Source organism: Comamonas sp. JNW (assembly GCF_003105075.1).
Lineage (GTDB): Bacteria > Pseudomonadota > Gammaproteobacteria > Burkholderiales > Burkholderiaceae_C > Comamonas > Comamonas squillarum.
Genome location: NZ_QETI01000010.1, coordinates 33,318 through 52,041 on the forward strand (window position 1 = coordinate 33,318; position 18,724 = coordinate 52,041).

Genomic DNA, 18,724 nt, shown 5'->3' on the forward strand with positions numbered 1-18,724 from the left:
ATATGGCTATTGAACTCAAAAAGGACGTGCACGACCGTGCCGTCCAATCCATCGAACGCTACTTCGAGCAGACCCAGGGCGAGCGCATCGGCAATATGACCGCCGCCGCGCTGCTTGGCTTCTTCCTGAAGGAAATCGGCCCCAGCCTCTACAACCAGGGTGTGGCCGACGCCCAGGCCCGCATGCACGAGCGCCTGCAGGAGCTCGACTATGAGGTGCATGAGGACGAGTTTGGCTACTGGAACAAGGCCAGCGGCAAGCGAGAATCACGGGACTAGCCGCTGCGCGCAGCGGCCTGCCGCACGCCGCTCAGATCGTCCCCCATAGGAGCACAACGATGTCCGCCATGACTTCCGATTCCGATCTCACCGCAGCCGGGGTGCAGCGGCTGGTGGCGTTCTACGAGTCCCTCGCGCCAGAGAGCCTCCAGCAGCTGGGCAGCTACTACGCAGCGGATGCTTTTTTCAAGGACCCGTTCAACGAGGTACGCGGTGTGCCGGCCATTGCCGCCATTTTTGCGCATATGTTTGAGACGCTGCATGAGCCGCGCTTTATCGTCACCCAGCAGCTGGTGCAGGGCGAGCGGGCGTCCCTGGAGTGGGAGTTCCGCTTTCGCTTTCGGCGCTGGAACGCGCAAGCGTCCCAGTGCATCTACGGCGCTTCACTGTTGCGCTTCGATGCGCAAGGGCGCGTGTCCCACCACCGCGACTACTGGGACGCCGCAGAAGAGCTGTACGAGAAATTACCGGCGATTGGCGCCCTGATGCGCTGGCTGCGGCGCAACGCCTCGGTCAAGCGCTAGGAGCCGCACCGGGCGCCGCCGCCGGCCCGGCCAGGCCGTGAAAGGTGGTGCCCGTCACCCAGTCGATGATCTGGTCATCGCTGTACTGGCCCGAGTCCTTGAGCAGACCCAGCACCGGATCGCAGGCCCGGGCAAACAAGGTGTAGAGCACCAGCTCAGCCGGCGACGCCGCTGGCAGCTGGCCGCGGGTCTGGGCCTCGGTGATCCAGATGCTCAGCCGGTTGCTCAGCGCAATCAGCCGGTCCATATAGGCATCGTTGGACTGCAGCGAGGCGCTGAGGTTGGAGTTTTGCGCGGGCAGCGACGGCATCTGCCCTTCTAGCTGGGTGCGCATGGCCCAGCGCACCACCGCCTTCAACTGCTCCAGCGCCGCGATGGGCTGGCCTGCCTCTGCCGCCGCCTGGGCCGCATTGCGCAAGTCATCAACAAAACCCAAGGCGCGATCCAGCACCCCCACCATGGCGGCGCCAGCCAATTCTTCCTTCGACGTGAACAGCTTGTAAAGGCTGGCCTTGGCCATGCCCGCCTCCGCCGCCACCTCATCGACCGTCATCGCGTCGTAGCCCTTGGTCGCGAGAAGGCGGTTTACCGCCGTCACGATGGCCTCTTCACGCACACGTTGTATTTGTTCCTTGATGGCGGACCGAGCATTCATGCCGCTATTTTATGACGTAGCAGGTCATGAAGAAGACTAAATGGTGCATTTTTGACATTTGTGGTTTATAGTGTGAACTCATCAGTTCAACAATTGATCTACAAGGTTCAAACGTTTGACTGTGGCATCTACAGGGGGCCTTTCATGCAACGCATCGCTGTCATCGGATCGGGGATTTCTGGGCTGGCTGCTGCCACCCACTTGGCCCGTTCGCAGGCATCGCACCGGGTCAGCCTGCTGGAAGCTGGCAGCCATTTCGGCGGCCATGCCAACACAGTGGACCTGAGCCTGAACGGCATCACGCACGGCGTCGATACCGGTTTTCTGGTGTTCAACCACCGCACCTACCCCTTGCTGACCCAGCTCTTCCAAGACCTCCAGGTCGATACGGTGGCCTCCGAGATGTCGTTCTCCGTCCAGGTGCCCGGTGCCAACGGGGCATCTGCGCTGGAATGGAGCGGCCGGTCCCTGGCCAGCGTGTTTGCCCAAAAACGCAATCTGCTGCGCCCGCGCTTTTGGGGCATGCTGCGGGACATCGCCCGCTTCAACCGCCTGACCACCGAGATCGCCGAGCGCCAGGCTGAGGCCGAGATGACGGCCTCGATCGCTGCATTCCTGGACCAGCACCATTTCTCTGCCGCATTCCGCAGCGACTATCTGCTGCCGATGCTGGGCTGCATCTGGTCCTGCCCCACGGACCAAATGCTGCACTTCCCCGTCGCCACGATGATTCGCTTCTGCCACAACCACGGCCTGATCCAGGTGCGCGACCGGCCGCAGTGGTACAGCGTGCGCGGAGGCTCACGCCAGTACGTGCGCCGCCTGCTGGCCCGTTTGACGCAGGATGGCCGCCACGAGGCGCGCCTGAACACGCCGGTGCTCGGCCTGCAGCGCCACCCGCAAGGCGTGATGGTGCAGATGGCGCAGGGCGCCGAATGGTTTGATGCCGTGGTTCTGGCCTGCCACAGCGACCAGGCCTTGCAGCTATTGGGCAATGGCGCCACGGCCGCTGAACGCGCGGTGCTGGGAAGCATCCGCTACCAGCCCAATGAGGCGGTATTGCATACCGACAGCAGCGTGCTGCCCCAGCGCCAGGCGGCCTGGGCCGCGTGGAACTACGAGCGCGCAGCGGCATCCAGCGCCGAGCAAGCGGGCGTCTGCCTGCACTACCTGATCAACCGGCTCCAGCCCTTGCCTTGGCAGCAGCCGGTGGTGGTATCGCTCAACCCAGCGCGCCCGATTGCGGCAGACCAGGTACATGCCCGCATCCAGTACAGCCACCCCGTTTTTGACCAGGCAGCCATCGACGCCCAGCGCCTGCTGCCCCAGCTGCAGGGCCAGCTGCGCACCTGGTTTTGCGGCGCCTGGTGCGGCTATGGCTTCCATGAGGACGGGCTGCGGTCCGGCCTGGCCGCTGCCGCTAGCCTGTGCCAGTCGCTGGAGGGCGCCGCGCCGCTCGCGCAGGCGCCGGCACTGGAGGAGGCCGCATGACCAGCCCCTCACTGATCGGCTTTGGCCACATCTGGCACCAGCGCTTGCGCCCGGTGGTGCATGCCTTCCGCTACCCCGGGTATTTCTTGCTGCTGCCCCTGCGCAGCTTGCGTGACCAGCCCGATGCGGTGCTGCGCCGCAACCGGCGCGGCCTGATCAGCTTTTATGACTGCGACCATGGCGAGGGCAGCGCCGACTGCCTGGCCTGGTTTGACCAGCTGCTGCAGCAAGAAGGTATCGACGACGCGGTCGGCGAGGTCTGGCTGCACACTTTCCCACGTGTGCTGGGCTATGCCTTCAAGCCGGTCAGCTTCTGGTATGCGCACCGCGCAGATGGCTCGCTGGCCGCCGTGCTGGCCGAGGTCAATAACACCTTTGGCGAACGCCATGCCTACCTGCTGGCCGGGCCCGATCTGGCCTGGGGCACGGAACAGGTGGCGGCCAAATGCTTCCATGTGTCGCCGTTTTGCAATGTGCAGGGCGAATACCGCTTCCGCTTTGTGCGCAGCGACAGCCGTAACCAGGTGCAGGTCGACCTGCATGACGAGGCCGGCGCGCTGCTGCGCACCGGCGTCGCAGGCACGCTGCAGCCCTTGACCCGTGCCACTGTGCGGCGCGCATTCTGGGGCATGCCGCTGATGACGCTGGGTGTCGTGTTCCGCATCCACTGGCAGGCGCTGCGCCTGTGGTTCAAGCGCCTGCCCTTCCATCGCAAACCCACCGCGCCCAAGCGCTTCGTCACACGATGAACTCCACCACCGCCTCCCTGCCGAGCCCGTCCGCCAAAGCCGGGCAATCCATCCCCCGCGGCGCGCGCCAGGTGCTGCAGCTGCTGGAGCACCTGCCCTGCGGTCAGCTCGATATGCAGCTGCCCGATGGGCAACTGCGGCATTTCAGCCAACAGCCCGCAGCGCAGGCCGATGCGCGCTGTGCCATCCAGGATTGGGAGGCGCTGGAACGCGTGCAGCGCTCGGGCGATATCGGCCTGGCCGAAGGCTATATCGAGGGCCAGTGGGACAGCCCCGATCTGAGCGCACTGCTGCGCCTGTGCATCAGCAACCGCGACCACATGGAGCAGCTGGTATATGGCAGCTGGTGGGGGCGGCTGGGTTTTCGCTTGCGCCACCTGCTCAACCGCAACACCCGCTCGGGCAGCGCGCGCAACATCCATGCCCACTACGACCTGGGCAATGACTTTTACCGCCTCTTTCTCGACCCGAGCATGAACTACAGCGCGGCCTGGTTTGAGGGGCGCAGCGGCGATGCGCTGGCCCAGGCCGATCTGCAGCAGGCCCAGCAGGCCAAGATGCGCAGAGCCTTGCAAGAAACCGGGCTGCAAGCCGGCGAACGTCTGCTGGAAATTGGTTGCGGCTGGGGTGCACTGGCGCAGACGGCCGCCACCGAGTTTGGCGCCCAGGTGACCGGGGTGACCTTGTCGCGCGAGCAGCGCCAATGGGGTCTGGAGCGCATCGCCCAAGCGGGCCTGCAAGCCCAGGTCGATCTGCGCTACCAGGACTACCGGGACCTGGCAGCCCAGCACCAGTCGCAGCCCTTCGATGCCATCGTGTCCATTGAGATGTTTGAAGCGGTGGGGCATGAATACTGGCGTAGCTATTTCCAGACGCTGCGCCAGTGCCTCAAGCCCGGTGGCTATGCCTGTGTGCAATCGATCACCTTGCGCGACGACTTGTTTGCGCGCTACCTGCGCTCGACCGATTTCATCCAGCAGTACATCTTCCCGGGCGGCTTGCTGCCGAGCGTCCAGGCCTTTGAGCACGAAGCACGCCAGGCGGGTTTGACCGTGGATAAGAAGCTGCATTTTGGCAGCGACTACGCCGAGACGCTGCGGCGCTGGCGCCAGGCCTTCGAGCAGCAGATCGATGCTGTCCGCGAACAGGGCTTTGATGAACGCTTTGTGCGCATCTGGCGCTTCTACCTCGCCTACTGCGAGGCCTCGTTCGACATGGGCAATACCGATGTGGTCCAGTTCACACTGCGCAGGCCCGACCATGCCTGAAATTCGCCGTCGCCAAGCCCTGGGCTGGGGCGCCAGCCTTCTTGCTCTCTCCATGACTGCCATGACCCACAACCTCCTCGCTGCCACGCCTGCCTCCCCTGCCCCTCCCGCTGAGCTGGGCACGGCCTTGCCAGGCGCCCGCCTGGTGGGCACCGGAGTGCTGCGGTTTTTTGGGCTGCGGGTGTATGAGGCGCGCCTGTGGGCGGCTGCCGGCTTCAACCCGCTGGACTATGCGCGCCAGCCCTTTGCGCTGGAGCTGGTCTATGACCGCAAGCTCGAGGGCGAGGCCATCGCTGAGCGCTCCATCGCCGAGATGCGCCGGGTGGCGCCCTTCTCCGAAGACCAGGGCCGCCAGTGGCTGCGCATGATGAAGCAGGCCTTTCCCGATGTGGTGGCGCAGGACCGCCTGCTGGGTTTGAACGACGGTGCGGGCAAGGTCGTTTTCTTGCACAACGGGCGCGAGACTGCAGCCATTGACGACGCGCTGTACGCGCGCCTGTTCTTTGGCATCTGGCTGTCGGAGCAAACCTCCGCACCGGCGCTGCGCGCTGCACTGCTGGGCCAGGGCTGAGGACTGCCTGCCATGCGTGCCCCCCTTGTGCAGCAAACGCTTTCCTGGCGCACCGGGCTCGCCTATGGCGCGCTGGCTGCACCGCTGGCCTTTGTCTCGCTGCCCTTGTACGTCACCCTGCCCCATTACTATGCGGCTGTGGCCGGCGCGCCGCTGGCCGGCCTTGGGGTCGTGTTGCTCGCCACCCGGGCCTTCGATGCGCTGCTGGACCCGGCGCTGGGCCGCCTGGCGGATCGCTTGCTGCAGCGCGGGCGGCGTGCCGCCTGGCTCGCTGCGGCGCTGGGCAGCCTGGCCATGGCCCTGGGGTTTTATGCGCTCTGGCACCCGCCCACCGGCAACCCGCTCCAAATGCTGGGCTGGCTCGCCGGCTGCCTGCTGCTGAGCACCTTGGCCTACAGCGCGGTCGCGATCCTGCACCAGACCTGGGGCACCCGCTGGGGTGGCCAGGCAGCCTGGCGCACGCAGGTAACGGCCTGGCGCGAGGGCGCGACCTTGGTTGGCGTGCTCACGGCCAGCGTCTTGCCCAGCCTGCTGGGCATGGATGCGACCAGTGCGGTGCTGCTGGCCGCGCTGGGTCTGGGTTTGCTGGGCTTATACCGGCTGCGCGATCCGCGCGCGGAAGCTTTGCATGCAGGCACAGGGGCTGCGCAGCGCGATGCACTGCCCCAGGCCTCACCCTGGCGTGATGCCGCCTTTCGCCGGCTGCTGGCGGTCTTCATGCTCAACGGCATTGCGGCGGCGATACCGGCGACGCTCTTGCCCTTCTTTGTCGTCGACCGGCTCCAGGCGCCCGAGCTGCTGCCGCTGTTTTTGCTGTGCTACTTTGCCGCTGCCGCGCTGGGCCTGCCGCTGTGGGTGAGGGCCGTGGCCCGCTGGGGCCTGGCGCCCAGTTGGCGCGCCGGCATGCTCGCCAGCGTTATCGCCTTTTTTTCCGCATCTTTGCTGGGTGCGGGGGATGCCTGGGCCTTCGCGGCCATCTGCATCGCCAGCGGCCTGGCGCTGGGCGCCGACCTGGCGGTGCCCGGCGCGCTGCTGACCGGCGTGATCCACGAATCGGGCCATGGGGGATCCGGCGACGGGCGCTACCTGGGCTGGTGGGCCTGTGCCACCAAGCTCAACCTGGCCCTTGCCGCCGGGCTCTGCCTGCCGCTGCTCGCCGTTGCGGGCTACCACAGCGGCAGCACCGCCCCTGCCGGTCTGCAGGCGCTGGCCTGGGCCTATGGCGGCCTGCCCTGCCTGCTCAAGTTGTTGGCCCTGGCCTCTCTCTGGCGCGCCGAGCGTCTGCAACCCTCCTGGAGGTAGATATGAAACCACTGCACCTTCCCCGTCCTTCCCTGACCCTGCGGCGCGCGGGGATCGGTCTGGCCTTGGTCGGCACGCTGGCCTTGCTCAGCGCTTGCGCCGGCCCCTCGGTCGAAGAATATGCGCAGGAACGCCCGCAGCTGGACCTGCGCCAGTATTTCAACGGCCCGCTCACGGCGCAGGGCATGTTCACCGACCGCCAGGGCAAGGTGGTCAAGCGCTTTACCGTGCACATGACCGGCACGTGGACGGGCAATGACGGCGTGCTGGAAGAGCACTTTGTCTACAGCGACGGCACGACGCAGGAACGCACCTGGCACATCCAGTACCTGGGTGATGGCCGCTACAGCGGCCAGGCAGGGGATGTGGTCGGCCCCGCCACCGGCCAGGCCGCCGGCAACGCCCTGCACTGGAACTATGTGCTGGCCTTGCCGGTGAACGGCCGGGTCTGGAATGTGCGGATGGACGACTGGATGTACCTGATGGACGGGCGCACCATGCTCAACCGCACGGCGATGAGCAAGTTCGGCATCCACCTGGGCGATCTGACCATCTCCTTCACCAAAGGGTCGGAGTGATGCCGCTGCTGCAAGCCAAGCTCAATCAGCCGATGCGCGACTGGCAGGGCCGATCCGTCTGGATCATTGGCGCCTCCACCGGCATTGGCCGGGCCACGGCTGAAGCGCTGCGGGCCAAGGGCGCGCGCGTCATCGTATCGGCCCGGGACAGCGCTGCACTGCAGGACTTTGCCAACAGCCCCCCTGGCTGCCTGGCACTACCGCTGGATGTGAGCGAGCCCGGCACAGTGGCGGCTGCCGCACAAGCGGTGCATACCGCCCTGGGTGCTGCGCCCGACCTGGTGCTGTATTGTGCCGGCTACTACCGGCCGCTGCGCGCCACCGCCTTCGACCTGCCAGAGATGCAAAAACATCTGGCGGTCAACTATGTCGGCGTGCTCCTTGTGCTCGATGCCGTGCTCCCGATGCTGCTGCAGGCAGGCCGGGGCCATATCGCGCTGGTCGGCAGTGTTGCGGGCTACCGGGGGCTGCCCATGTCGCTCGCCTACGGCCCCACCAAGGCCGCGCTCAACAACCTGGCTGAAAACCTCTACCTGGATCTGCACCCCCAAGGGCTGGGCGTATCCATCATCAACCCAGGCTTTGTCGAGACACCCCTGACCGCCCAGAACCATTTCAAGATGCCCGCGCTGATCAGCCCCGCCGAAGCGGCGCAGCACATCTTGCAGGGCTGGGCGCGCGGACAGTTCGAGATGAACTTCCCCCGCCGCTTTACCCGCTGGATGCGCCTGCTGCGCTGCCTGCCCGACCGCTGGTACTTTGCCAGCGTACGGCGTATCACCAAGGCCTGATGCCTGCGCCCGGACGACGGCGGTACGGCATCTGCGCCTATGACGATGGGTCCAAAAACAGTCAATCCTGAACACCAGTCCGTTCATTCACCGACCGCCCAAGACCAAAAAGGAAATCTACGATGCCTTTCTCTGCAAACGCTCTCATCCGCGCCACCGCTATGGCGGTAGCAATCACCGGTGCCGCAGTCGCCTTGCCCGGCTGCGCCGTCTCTGTCCCCCAAGGGGTGCAACCGGTCAGCGGCTTTGACGCCAGCAAGTACATGGGCACCTGGTATGAGCTGGCGCGCATCGACCACCGTTTTGAAAAAGGCCTGACCCAGGTGACGGCCAGCTACAGCTTGAATGCCGATGGCAGCGTGACCGTAGTGAACCGCGGCTATGACCCCGCCAAGCAACAGTGGCGTGAAGCGCAAGGCAAGGCACGCTTCCTGCGCCAAGCCAATGAGGCTGCGTTGAAGGTCTCGTTCTTTGGCCCGTTTTACGGTGGCTACAACGTGGTCAGCCTCGATGAGCATTACCAGACCGCCCTCGTGATTGGCAGCAGCACGGACTACATGTGGATCCTGTCCCGCAGCAAGACCATTCCGGAGCCCCAGCGGCAAGCCCTGCTGGAGAAAGCACAGTCTTTGGGTGTCGATTTGGCTCAGGTGATTCGGGTGGAGCAATAGCCTTGTGTGGACGGATGGGGATGAATTGCAACGGGAGAAAACAGCAAGCCCTCACCCGAAGTTTGAAGCCCGACGCTTGGGGGCCCATCCAAGGCGCCCATAAAAAAACGCAGCCACCCAGGCTGCGTTCTCACATTCAAAAGCCCCAGGCCACCACCCAAGCAGCGGCGCGCGAGCTTCTCTATCAGCAGTCGCCCACGCGCTTGCTGCTCACCGTGGTGGTCATGCCCTGGCCGGCCATGTCCATGGTGCTGGTAACGGTGTTCTCGGTGGGCGAGACATAGACCGCTTCGAGGACCATGCTCATCTTGCCTTCACCGCAGCTGAAGCGCATCGATTCCTTGTTGCCATCGGTCTTGACGTCAGCCGGGCTGCAGCCTGGCATGTTCTTGAGCTGCGAATCGGCCAGCGATTGCAAGGTCTTGCCGGCCATCTCGGGCGTGATGCACATCTCTTGCACCAGCTTGCCGCCTTCGATCTTGGCGTTATCCAGGTTGGCGGCCTTCTTCTGCTCGGGCGTCATGGTCTTGAAGGCCTGCTCCATACCGGCCAGTGCCTGCTGGCCCATGGGGCCGCTCATCTCGGTGACCGCCTGCCACTTGCCGGGCTGCACTTTTTGTGCGGCAGCGGCGGGTGCTGGCGCCGGTGCTGCTGCGGGCGCAGGGGCCGGCGCGGCGGCGGCCGGTGGGCTGCTGGGCGTCTCTTCCTTCTTGCTGCAACCCATCAGACCGGCACATGCGACCACGGCGGCTACGGCGAATCCTGTTAGTTTTTCCATTTTTTCTCCTCGTTGCGGCACGGCACAGGGCTTGCAGCGTGCAACGCCTTGCCCTCCCTATGAGCACAAGCGCGTGGCCGCAGTGTAGCGATCTGGCATGCAGAAATGGTTACCAATTGCGTTTCCAACGCCGCCCCATTTCGGTCGCAAAATGGGCTCAATGACGTGATTTAGCACTTCTTTCACACTGGTCGACTGGGCCAGTACAGAATGTAAACAAGCTTAAAATGGCGCGAATAATTCTTATTCATAACATTCCATGCGCTCCACACTCAGCTGGACACTGGCCCTTGTGGCCGGTTTGGCCGGTTTGCTCAGCGGCCCTGCCCTGGCCCAAACGCCCGCTACGGCGCCCTCCACCACCGCTTCCAACTCTGCTTCCGCCACGCAAGCCACGGACGCGCGCCAGCTCTGGCAGCTGCTGGACTATGTCGCCGTGGACTACGGCGGCGCCGTCGAGAACGGCCAGGTCGCGAGCGAAGGCGAATATACCGAGATGCTGGACTTCAGCGCCAATGCGCTGCAGCAGGCCCAGGCCCTGCCCGCCCATGCCGACAAGGCCAAGGTGGTGAGCTTGGTGACCCAGTTGCGCGCAGCGGTGCAGGCCAAGGCCACGGCCGATGCAGTCGCCCAGCTGGCCCACCAGGCGGCCCAGTTGCTGGTGGCGGCCTACCCGATGCCGGTCGCGCCTGCCAAGGCCCCCGATATAACCAAAGGCTCTCAACTCTTTCAACAAATCTGTGCCAGTTGCCATGGCGCTACCGGCGGCGGCGATGGCCCGGCTGCGCAAGGCCTGGATCCGCAGCCGATTGCCTTCAGCGATGCGCAGCGTGCGAATGCGCGCAGCCTGATGGCCCTCTACCAGGTGACCTCGCAAGGCGTGGAGGGCACCTCGATGGTGTCCTTTGGCGCGCTGCCCGAAGACGACCGCTGGGCGCTGGCCTATTTTGTTGGCGGCCTGTCGTACAACGATGAGCTGCGCGCCACCGGCAAGGCGCTGTGGCAGAGCGATGCCGGCTTGCGTGCACGCTTTGGTGACCTGGCCGCGCTCAGCACCACCACCGCACAAAGCCTGACCCCCGCCATGCCGATCGAGCAGGCCCGCGCGGTGCTCGCTTACCTGCGCGCCAACCCCGAGGTCATCAGCGAAGGCAAGGCCAGCGGCGTGGCCCTGTCGCGCCAGCGCCTGGCGCAAAGCCTGGCTGCGCTCCAGGCGGGCGACCGCAACCAGGCGATGAAGCTGGCCCTGTCGGCCTACCTCGATGGCTTTGAGCCGCTGGAGCCCACCATCGCTGCGCGCAACAAGGCCTTGATGACGCAGGTCGAATCGGCCATGGTGCAGTACCGCGCCACAGTAGCCAGCGGCACGCTGCAAGAGGCCGAGGCCGCCGCCCAGCAGCTGCAGGCGATGTTTGGCCAGGTCGAGGCCGAGCTGAACGCGGGCGCCTCCGCCGCCACCGCCACCTTTGTCGGCGCGCTCACCATCTTGCTGCGCGAAGGGCTGGAGGCCTTGCTGATCGTCATCGGCATGGTCGCGCTGCTGCGCAAGGCCGGCCGCCAGGATGCACTGCGCTATGTGCATGCAGGCTGGAGCTCGGCCCTGGTCGCCGGCGGCATGACCTGGGCGATTGCGACCTATCTGGTCGAGATCAGCGGCGCCAGCCGCGAGGTGACCGAGGGCCTGGGCTCGGTGGTCGCCGCGCTGGTGCTGCTGAGCGTGGGCCTGTGGATGCACAGCAAGAGCAGCGCCGGCCGCTGGCAAAGCTATTTGAGCGAAAAGCTCTCGGCCAGCATGGGCCAGGGCTCGATGTGGGGCCTGTTCGCACTGGCCTTTGTCTCTGTCTACCGCGAGGTGTTCGAGACCGTGCTGTTCTTCTCGGCGCTGGCCTCGGACGGCCACCATGGCGCGCTGCTGGGCGGCGGCCTGGCGGCCGTAGCCATCCTGGGGGTCATTGCCTGGGTGCTGCTGCGCACCAGCGCCCGCATGCCCGTGGGCCGCTTCTTCTCGGCCACCTCGATCCTGGTGGCCGTGCTGGCGGTCGTGCTGGTGGGCAAGGGCGTGTCCTCGCTGCAAGAGGCCGGCTGGGTCAGCGCCACGCCGCTAGCGGCGCCGCGCATCGAGCTGCTGGGCATGTTCCCCACGATGGAGACCTTGCTGGCCCAGGCCCTGGTGCTGGCGCTGGTGGTGTTTGGCTTTGCTTACAACCGCGCGGCAGCGCGCAGGGCAGTGAGCGCCCCGCAGTAAGCACCGCCTTGTCGGCTGCCAGACCTCGCCCGGGTGCTGACCCTGGCGAGGTCTTTTTCTTTGACCGGCGCTGCGCCCAGCGACTACCATCGACAGGGTTCCCGCGATCTATCCATCCCCCTCCCCCGACCATGCGCATCATTCACACCTCGGACTGGCACCTGGGCCAGCATTTCATGGGCCAAAGCCGCCAGGCAGAGCACAGCGCGCTGATCGACTGGCTGCTGGAACAGGTGGCGGCGCAAGCCGCCGATGCGGTGCTGATCGCTGGCGATATTTTTGACACCGGCGCGCCCCCCAGCTACGCGCGCGAGCTCTACAACCGCCTCATCGCCCGCCTGCACCAGGCCGGTGTGGCGCTGTTGGTGCTGGGCGGCAACCATGATTCGGTTGCGGTGCTGGAAGAAAGCCAGGGCCTGCTGCAGCACCTGGGCACCCAGGTGATTGCCGCGACCGGCACGCCCGCGCAGCATGTGCGCATCCTGCCGCTGCGCGATGGCACGCCTGGCTGCATCGTCTGCGCGCTGCCTTTTATCCGCCCCCGCGATGTGCTGCAAAGCCAGGCCGAGCAAAGCGCGCAAGACAAGCAGCTGGCGCTGCAGCAGGCCATCCAGGCGACCTACCAGCAGGTGTATGCAGCAGCACTGCAGCAGCAGGCTGCCCTGCAGGCCAGCCTGGGGCGGCAGTTGCCCATCATCGCCACCGGCCACCTCACCACCGTCGGCGCCAGCAGCAGCGAATCGGTGCGCGAGATCTATGTCGGCGCGCTGGAGGCTTTCCCGACCCAGGCCTTTCCCCCTGTGGACTACATCGCTCTGGGCCATATTCACCAGCCGCAAAAGGTGGGCGGGCTGGCGCACATCCGCTACAGCGGCTCGCCGATCGCGCTGGGCTTTGACGAGACGCGCCAGCCCAAGCAGATGCTGTTGGTCGAGTTGGGAGAGCCCGGCTTGCAGGCCGTCACCGCCCTGCCGGTGCCGGTCTTCCAGCCCATGGCGGCGCTGCGCAGCAGCCTGGCGGCCTTGCCCGCTGCGCTGCAGCAGGCCAGTGCACTAGTCCAGGCCGACAAAAAGGTCTGGCTGGACATCATGATCGAAGAAGACGACTACCTGGCAGACCTGCCGCTGCGCGTGCAGGCACTTGCCGAAGGTTTGCCATTGCAGCTGCTGCGGGTCAAACGGCTGCGCTGTCGGGCGGCCGCGCAGTGGAGCGGGCCTGCCATCGAAGCACTGGATGCGCTGACACCGGCCCAGGTGTTTGAGCGCCGCCTGGCGCTGGAGACGATAGACGCCGAGCTGCAGCAGGCACTGACCGCGCGCTACCAGGCCGTGCTGCAGTCGCTCTCCAACCCCAGCGGGGAGGCGCCATGAAGATACGCAGCCTGCGACTTAAAAACCTGAACTCGCTCAAAGGCGAATGGCGCATTGACTTCACAGCCGCGCCCTTTGCCGATAACAGCCTGTTTGCGATCACCGGCCCCACGGGCGCGGGCAAATCAACCTTGCTCGATGCGATTTGCCTGGCGCTCTACCACCAGACACCCCGGCTGGCGACCCTCAGCGCCAGCAGCAATGACCTGATGACGCGCCACACGGCAGATTGCATGGCCGAGGTGGTGTTCGAGGTCAAGGGCATCCTCTACCGCGCCTTCTGGAGCCAGCGCCGCGCCCGCGACAGGGCCAGCGGCGCGCTGCAGGCGCCCCGGGTGGAGCTGGCGCGCGTGGCCGATGGCGTAATCCTGAGCACGCATAGCAACGACAAGCTGCGCCAGATGGCCGAGATCACCGGGCTGGATTTTCCGCGCTTTACCAAATCGATGCTGCTGGCCCAGGGCGGGTTTGCCGCGTTTTTGGAGGCCAAGGCGAATGAACGCGCCGAGCTGCTCGAAGAGCTGACCGGCACCGACATCTACAGCCAGATATCGCAAGCCGTGTTTGAGCGCGCCCGCGATGCCCGCCAGGCGCTGGAGCGCGACCAGGCGCAGGCCGGCGGCATGCAGCTGCTGCCCGAGGCCGAGCGCGCGCAGCTGCAGGCCGAGGCCCAGCAACTGCAAGAGACCTTGGCCACTTTGCAGACGCGCCATGCCGCGCTGCAAGGCCTGCAGCACTGGCAGCAGCACACCGCGCAAGCGGCGCAGGCGCAGCACCAGGCCCAGGAACGCCTGCAGCAGGCCCAGCAAGCGCTGCAGGCTGCCGCCCCCGATCTGCAACGCCTGCAGGCCCATGGCCCGGCACAGGCGATTGCCCCGCTGCATACGGGCTGGCAGCAGGCGCAAGCGGCCGCTGCAGCAAGCCAGGCACAGCAGACCCAATTGCAGGGCCGCCTGGCCGATGCCCAGCGCCAGCAGTGGCAGCTGCAGCAGCATGCCAGCGCGCTGGCGCAGCAGGCCCAGCAGCAAGCCGAGCAGGCTGTGCACCAGTTGCACACCCAGCAGAGCGATCTGCAGCACTGGCTGCAGCAGCACCCAGCGCATGCCAGGTTGGGCGACCAGCTGAGCGGCTGGCGCGAGCAGCTGGCACAGCGCCAGCAGCAGCGGCGGCAGTGGGCGCAAGAACAAGCCGCACTACAGCAAGCCAGCGAACAAGGCCAATCGCTGCAGCAGCAGATAGCGCGACAGGCCACCGAGTTGCAGCAGGCCCAGGCCGCGCAGCAGCAGGCCGATGCTGCGGCGCGCGAGCTGCAGCACGCGCAGCACACCCGCCTGGCCCCGCATGGCGGCAGCCTGGGCCAGTTGCGCGCCCACTGGCAGACGGCCCAGCAGCACCAGCAAGCCTGGCAGCAATTGCTGCAGCATGCCGAGCAACGCCAGCCGCTGGCGCGCGATGCGCAGCAACTGGGCGATGCCTTGCAGGCCTGCTCGGCACCGCTGGCCCAGCAGCAGGCCACGCTGGCCGCGCTGCGCAGCCAGTACAAGGCGCAGAAAGAGCGCGTGGCCGACAAACAGCGCCTGCTGGCGCAGGAAGAGCGCATCCAAAGCCTGGAAGCGCACCGCCACGCGCTGCAGCCCGGCGAGGCCTGCCCCCTTTGTGGTTCGCAGGAGCACCCTGCCATTGCCGCCTATGCCGCGCTGGATGTGTCGGCCACCGCCGCCGCGCTGCAAGCGGCCCAGGCCGAGCTGGAGGCGCTGCAGCAGCAGGGCGAACAGCTGGGCGCCGCGCATGCGGCGGCCCTGAGCCAGCAGTCCAGCCTGCAGGCCCAATTGACAGCAGCCGAGCAGCGGCTGGACGCCTGGCAACAGCGCTGGCAGACACTCTGCGCAGCCATGGCCCAACCCGTCGCCGCATCTGCCTGGCAGCAGCCGCACACATTGGCCGAGGCCCAGCAAGCCAGCGCCGCGCAAGCGGCGCAGTTGCAACAGGCCCTGGCGGCAGCCGAGGCCGCTGAGCAAGCGCTGCAAGCTGCCAAAGATGCCGCGCATGCAGCAGCCCAGACCCTGCAGGACGCCCAGCATGCGCAAGCGCGCCTGCAGCAAGCCCTGCATGACAACAGCAGCCTGCAGCAACGCCTGGTGCAGGCCGTGCAAGCGCTGCAGGCCCAGGCAGACGCAGCCGAGGCCGCCTTGCAATCCAGCCTGGCCCCGCTGGGCCTGGTTATTCCGCCCGCCGATGGCCACGATGCCTGGCTGCAGACCCGCCAGCAGGAATGGCAGCAGTGGCAGCAGCACAGCGCGCAGCTGCAAACCACCGCCCAGCAACTGGCACTGCAGCAGCAGCAGGCCCAGCAGTGCGCGCAAGAGGCCCAGCAATGGCAGCAGCGCCTGGCGCAACTGCCGGCACCGTCACCAGCACAAACCGGTGCTGCGACCATCGCACTGCCCGCCACCCTGGCGGATTGCGCGGCATTGCTGGAACAGACCCGCCAAGAACTCGCCAGCCTGCAAGGCCAAGCCCAGCAAGCGGGCCAGCAACTGGCCGAGCGGCAGTGGGCCCTGGAGCAGGCCCAGGCCGCCTGGAACCAGGGCTTGGAGGCCAGCCCCTTTGCCGATGCACAGGCTTTTGCGCATGCGCTGTTGCCAGCGGACGCGCTGGAGCGGCTCAGCCAGCAGCGCGATGGCCTGCAGTTGGCATTGCAGCGCGCCAGCACGGTGGCCGAGGAAACGGCGCAGCAGCACCAACACCTGCAGGCCCAGGCCTTGACGGAGGAGGCACCCGAGGCGCTCGCGGCGCAATTGCGGGCGCTGGAGGACGAGCGCAACCAGACGGCAGAGCGCATGGGCGCCCAGCGCGCGCGCCTGGCCGATGACGACCAGCGCCGCGCGGGGCAGCAGGATTTGCTCGCGCAGATTGCGGCGCAGGAGCGCGACAGCGCGTTGTGGCAGCGGCTCGATGGCCTGATCGGATCGGCCAAGGGCGACAAGTTCCGCAAGTTTGCCCAGGGCCTGACCCTGGACCATTTGCTGGCCTTGGCCAACGGCCATCTGGCCAGGCTGCATGGCCGCTACCTGCTGCAGCGCAAGACCACTGGCGAGCTCGAGCTCGATATCGTCGACAGCTGGCAAGGCGATGTCGCGCGCGACACCCGCACCTTGTCGGGGGGCGAGGCCTTTTTGGTCAGTCTGGCGCTGGCGCTCGCGCTGTCGGACCTGGTCAGCAGCAAGACCTCGATCGATTCGCTGTTCCTGGACGAAGGCTTTGGCACCTTGGACGGCGACACCCTGGAGATCGCGTTGACAGCGCTCGATACGCTGAATGCCAGCGGCAAGATGATCGGCATCATCAGCCATGTAGAGGCGCTCAAGGAGCGCATCCCGGCGCAGATCCGGGTGGAGAAGGGGGCGGGAATCGGATATTCGCGTTTAGAGCTGCAAGGCTGAAGCGCAGAACCCTTGCTATGCTTTTTACCTTAGGGCGCCATGGGGATGCGCCCTGCCCGGCCGCGCTGCAGCGGCCATATCGGCTACCATCCATGCCCTTGCTTGATAGGTACAAGCCATGATCCGGATCGCAGAACTCAAACTCCCCCTCTCGGCGGTGCCTTACCACCCCGACAACCACACCGAATACGCGCCCCAAGAGGCGCTCACCCAGCTCGCAGCGCAGCGCCTGGGCCTGCAGCCCGCAGCCATTGCCCAGCTGCAGGTGCACAAGCGCAGCTTCGATGCGCGCAAGTCCGAACTGCTGGCAGTCTACATCGTCGATGTGGCCTTGGCAGATCCCGCGCAGGAAGCGGCCTTGCTCGCGCACTTCGCGGCAGACTCGCATGTGAACCTAACGCCCGACATGTCCTGGCACCCGGTGGGCCAGGCGCCTGCCGATATGCAGGATCGCCCGGTGGTGGTGGGCTTTGGGCCCTGCGGCATTTTTGCAGCGCTGGTGCTGGCGCAGATGGGCTTCAAGCCCATCGTGCTGGAGCGCGGCAAGACCGTGCGCCAGCGCACCAAGGACACCTGGGGCCTGTGGCGCAAGCGCCGCTTGACGCCCGAATCGAATGTGCAGTTTGGTGAAGGGGGCGCCGGCACCTTCTCGGACGGCAAGCTCTACAGCCAGATCAAGGACCCGCGCCACCTGGGCCGCAAGGTAATGCAGGAGTTCGTCACCTACGGCGCGCCGCCGGAGATCCTGTTCACCGCCCACCCGCACATCGGCACCTTCAAGCTGGTCAAGGTGGTCGAGGGCATCCGCGAGGAGATCGTGCGCCTGGGCGGTGAGATCCGCTTTGAGCAAAAGGTCACTGATGTGCTGGTCGAAGGCGATACGCGCCAGCTGGTGGGCCTGCAGGTGCACAACCTGGCCAGTGGGGAGAGTTACACCCTGCCCACGCGCCACGCGGTGATGGCACTGGGCCACAGCTCGCGCGACACCTTTGCGATGTTCTACGAGCGCGGTGTGGCGATGGAGGCCAAGCCCTTCTCGGTGGGCTTTCGCATCGAGCACCCGCAAAGCGTCATCGACCGCGCGCGTTGGGGCAAGGATGCCGGCCACCCGCTCTTGGGCGCGGCCGACTACAAGCTGGTGCACCACGCCAGGAATGGCCGCGCCGTCTACAGCTTTTGCATGTGCCCGGGTGGCACCGTGGTGGCCGCCACCAGCGAGCCCGAGCGCGTCGTGACCAATGGCATGAGCCAGTACTCGCGCGCCGAGCGCAATGCCAATGCTGGCATGGTCTGCGCGATCAGCCCCGAAGACTACCCGCAAGATGCCGAAAGCTTTGCCTGGGCCTTTGGCGGCAAGACCTATGGCGTGGAGACGCAGGCGCCGGGCGCTTTCCATCCGCTCTCGGGCATCGTGCTGCAGCGCCAGCTGGAGTCCAAAGCCTATCTGCTGGGCGGCCAGAACTACAGCGCGCCCGGCCAGCTGGTGGGCGATTTTGTCGCAGGCACGCCGTCCACTACCTTTGGCACCGTAGAGCCCTCGTACAAACCCGGCATCACGCTGGGCGACCTGCACCAGGCCCTGCCGGCCTACGCAATTGAGGCGATGCGCGAGGCCCTGCCCGCCTTTGGCAAGAAGATCCGCGGCTATGACATGCGCGATGCCATCCTGACGGGGGTCGAGACCCGCACCTCCTCGCCCGTGAAGATCGGCCGGGGTGCCGATTTTCAGAGCGACAACACGCGCGGCCTGTACCCGGCCGGGGAAGGCGCCAGCTACGCGGGCGGCATTCTGTCAGCCGGCGTCGATGGCATCAAGGTGGGTGAGGCGGTGGCCTGCGCCATTTTGGGGCTGGCCGTGCCGTCGTCGGGCTCGCGCGGCTCGGGCGGCGCACTGTAGTGTTCAAGGCGTTGGTAGCGATTCGGGCATGGCTACGGCGCCGTGTTGGCGTGGCGGTCTTCGACCTCGGCGGACAGCGCAGGTTCCGCCAAAATCCGGCAAAAACACTTAAG

The 18,724-nt window shown here is 66.3% G+C and carries 16 protein-coding genes; 14 read left to right on the forward strand and 2 right to left on the reverse strand.

Going from position 1 to position 18,724, the window contains the following annotated elements; genetic code table 11:
• Positions 1 to 2: 2 nt before the first annotated feature.
• Positions 3 to 278: a DUF2164 domain-containing protein gene (locus DCO45_RS15020; RefSeq protein ID WP_116926588.1), complete on the forward strand. Its 276-nt coding sequence runs from the start codon at positions 3 to 5 to the stop codon at positions 276 to 278.
• Positions 279 to 337: 59 nt separating this feature from the next.
• Positions 338 to 802: a nuclear transport factor 2 family protein gene (locus DCO45_RS15025; RefSeq protein WP_116926589.1), complete on the forward strand. Its 465-nt coding sequence runs from the start codon at positions 338 to 340 to the stop codon at positions 800 to 802.
• Here DCO45_RS15025 and DCO45_RS15030 read toward each other — a convergent pair.
• Positions 792 to 1,457 carry a helix-turn-helix domain-containing protein gene (locus tag DCO45_RS15030; protein WP_116926590.1) on the reverse strand — a complete coding sequence of 222 codons (666 nt, stop codon included), beginning with the start codon at positions 1,455 to 1,457 and terminating at the stop codon, positions 792 to 794. The genes DCO45_RS15025 and DCO45_RS15030 overlap by 11 nt on opposite strands.
• A 144-nt stretch (positions 1,458 to 1,601) precedes the next feature.
• On the opposite strand from DCO45_RS15030, the gene DCO45_RS15035 reads away from it, so the two are divergent.
• The 8 genes from DCO45_RS15035 to DCO45_RS15070 all read left to right on the forward strand — a co-directional run bounded on the left by DCO45_RS15035 (position 1,602) and on the right by DCO45_RS15070 (position 8,878).
• On the forward strand, positions 1,602 to 2,948 hold the full coding sequence (locus DCO45_RS15035) for an FAD-dependent oxidoreductase (RefSeq protein WP_116926591.1): 1,347 nt from the start codon (positions 1,602 to 1,604) through the stop codon (positions 2,946 to 2,948).
• Positions 2,945 to 3,697, forward strand: a complete 753-nt coding sequence (locus DCO45_RS15040) for a DUF1365 domain-containing protein (protein WP_116926592.1) — start codon at positions 2,945 to 2,947, stop codon at positions 3,695 to 3,697. The genes DCO45_RS15035 and DCO45_RS15040 overlap by 4 nt, the downstream gene beginning before the upstream one ends.
• Positions 3,694 to 4,965, forward strand: coding sequence for a cyclopropane-fatty-acyl-phospholipid synthase family protein (locus DCO45_RS15045; protein WP_116926593.1), 1,272 nt, complete (start codon positions 3,694 to 3,696; stop codon positions 4,963 to 4,965). Before DCO45_RS15040 ends, DCO45_RS15045 begins: the two co-directional genes overlap by 4 nt.
• Complete coding sequence (locus tag DCO45_RS15050; protein ID WP_207788087.1) at positions 4,958 to 5,536, forward strand: chalcone isomerase family protein; 579 nt, start codon at positions 4,958 to 4,960, stop codon at positions 5,534 to 5,536. The genes DCO45_RS15045 and DCO45_RS15050 overlap by 8 nt, the downstream gene beginning before the upstream one ends.
• A gap of 12 nt (positions 5,537 to 5,548) precedes the next feature.
• Positions 5,549 to 6,838: an MFS transporter gene (locus DCO45_RS15055; RefSeq protein ID WP_116926594.1), complete on the forward strand. Its 1,290-nt coding sequence runs from the start codon at positions 5,549 to 5,551 to the stop codon at positions 6,836 to 6,838.
• Between the two features lie 2 nt (positions 6,839 to 6,840).
• Positions 6,841 to 7,416 (forward strand): DUF3833 domain-containing protein, encoded by a 576-nt coding sequence (locus DCO45_RS15060; protein ID WP_116926595.1) that lies wholly within the window; start codon positions 6,841 to 6,843, stop codon positions 7,414 to 7,416.
• Entirely contained in the window at positions 7,416 to 8,207 is a 792-nt protein-coding gene (locus DCO45_RS15065) for an SDR family NAD(P)-dependent oxidoreductase (protein WP_116926596.1), read from the forward strand. Before DCO45_RS15060 ends, DCO45_RS15065 begins: the two co-directional genes overlap by 1 nt.
• A gap of 227 nt (positions 8,208 to 8,434) precedes the next feature.
• Positions 8,435 to 8,878: a lipocalin family protein gene (locus DCO45_RS15070; protein ID WP_116926712.1), complete on the forward strand. Its 444-nt coding sequence runs from the start codon at positions 8,435 to 8,437 to the stop codon at positions 8,876 to 8,878.
• 184 nt (positions 8,879 to 9,062) lie between these two features.
• Here the strand turns inward: DCO45_RS15070 and DCO45_RS15075 are convergent, their stop codons facing one another.
• Positions 9,063 to 9,656, reverse strand: coding sequence for a DUF3617 family protein (locus tag DCO45_RS15075; RefSeq protein ID WP_116926597.1), 594 nt, complete (start codon positions 9,654 to 9,656; stop codon positions 9,063 to 9,065).
• A gap of 259 nt (positions 9,657 to 9,915) precedes the next feature.
• On the opposite strand from DCO45_RS15075, the gene DCO45_RS15080 reads away from it, so the two are divergent.
• From DCO45_RS15080 to DCO45_RS15095, 4 genes are all read left to right on the forward strand, one after another.
• Complete coding sequence (locus DCO45_RS15080; RefSeq protein WP_116926598.1) at positions 9,916 to 11,901, forward strand: cytochrome c/FTR1 family iron permease; 1,986 nt, start codon at positions 9,916 to 9,918, stop codon at positions 11,899 to 11,901.
• A gap of 131 nt (positions 11,902 to 12,032) precedes the next feature.
• The gene (sbcD, locus tag DCO45_RS15085; protein WP_116926599.1) at positions 12,033 to 13,271 is read left to right on the forward strand and encodes an exonuclease subunit SbcD; all 1,239 of its coding nucleotides are present in this window, start codon (positions 12,033 to 12,035) and stop codon (positions 13,269 to 13,271) included.
• The gene (locus DCO45_RS15090) at positions 13,268 to 16,714 is read left to right on the forward strand and encodes an AAA family ATPase (protein ID WP_116926600.1); all 3,447 of its coding nucleotides are present in this window, start codon (positions 13,268 to 13,270) and stop codon (positions 16,712 to 16,714) included. The genes sbcD and DCO45_RS15090 overlap by 4 nt, the downstream gene beginning before the upstream one ends.
• A 118-nt stretch (positions 16,715 to 16,832) precedes the next feature.
• Complete coding sequence (locus DCO45_RS15095; RefSeq protein ID WP_116926601.1) at positions 16,833 to 18,611, forward strand: NAD(P)/FAD-dependent oxidoreductase; 1,779 nt, start codon at positions 16,833 to 16,835, stop codon at positions 18,609 to 18,611.
• The last annotated feature ends 113 nt before the right edge of the window (positions 18,612 to 18,724 follow it).

Bases quoted from the DNA above. Each gene is read 5' to 3' on its own strand.
- DCO45_RS15090 (WP_116926600.1), top strand. From the start codon at position 13,268: ATGAAGATACGCAGCCTGCGACTTAAAAACCTGAACTCGCTCAAAGGC.
- DCO45_RS15050 (WP_207788087.1), top strand. From the start codon at position 4,958: ATGCCTGAAATTCGCCGTCGCCAAGCCCTGGGCTGGGGCGCCAGCCTT.
- DCO45_RS15065 (WP_116926596.1), top strand. From the start codon at position 7,416: ATGCCGCTGCTGCAAGCCAAGCTCAATCAGCCGATGCGCGACTGGCAG.
- DCO45_RS15020 (WP_116926588.1), top strand. From the start codon at position 3: ATGGCTATTGAACTCAAAAAGGACGTGCACGACCGTGCCGTCCAATCC.
- DCO45_RS15035 (WP_116926591.1), top strand. From the start codon at position 1,602: ATGCAACGCATCGCTGTCATCGGATCGGGGATTTCTGGGCTGGCTGCT.
- DCO45_RS15040 (WP_116926592.1), top strand. From the start codon at position 2,945: ATGACCAGCCCCTCACTGATCGGCTTTGGCCACATCTGGCACCAGCGC.
- DCO45_RS15095 (WP_116926601.1), top strand. From the start codon at position 16,833: ATGATCCGGATCGCAGAACTCAAACTCCCCCTCTCGGCGGTGCCTTAC.
- DCO45_RS15060 (WP_116926595.1), top strand. From the start codon at position 6,841: ATGAAACCACTGCACCTTCCCCGTCCTTCCCTGACCCTGCGGCGCGCG.
- DCO45_RS15030 (WP_116926590.1), bottom strand. From the start codon at position 1,457: ATGAATGCTCGGTCCGCCATCAAGGAACAAATACAACGTGTGCGTGAA.
- DCO45_RS15025 (WP_116926589.1), top strand. From the start codon at position 338: ATGTCCGCCATGACTTCCGATTCCGATCTCACCGCAGCCGGGGTGCAG.
- DCO45_RS15075 (WP_116926597.1), bottom strand. From the start codon at position 9,656: ATGGAAAAACTAACAGGATTCGCCGTAGCCGCCGTGGTCGCATGTGCC.
- DCO45_RS15045 (WP_116926593.1), top strand. From the start codon at position 3,694: ATGAACTCCACCACCGCCTCCCTGCCGAGCCCGTCCGCCAAAGCCGGG.
- DCO45_RS15055 (WP_116926594.1), top strand. From the start codon at position 5,549: ATGCGTGCCCCCCTTGTGCAGCAAACGCTTTCCTGGCGCACCGGGCTC.
- DCO45_RS15080 (WP_116926598.1), top strand. From the start codon at position 9,916: ATGCGCTCCACACTCAGCTGGACACTGGCCCTTGTGGCCGGTTTGGCC.
- sbcD (WP_116926599.1), top strand. From the start codon at position 12,033: ATGCGCATCATTCACACCTCGGACTGGCACCTGGGCCAGCATTTCATG.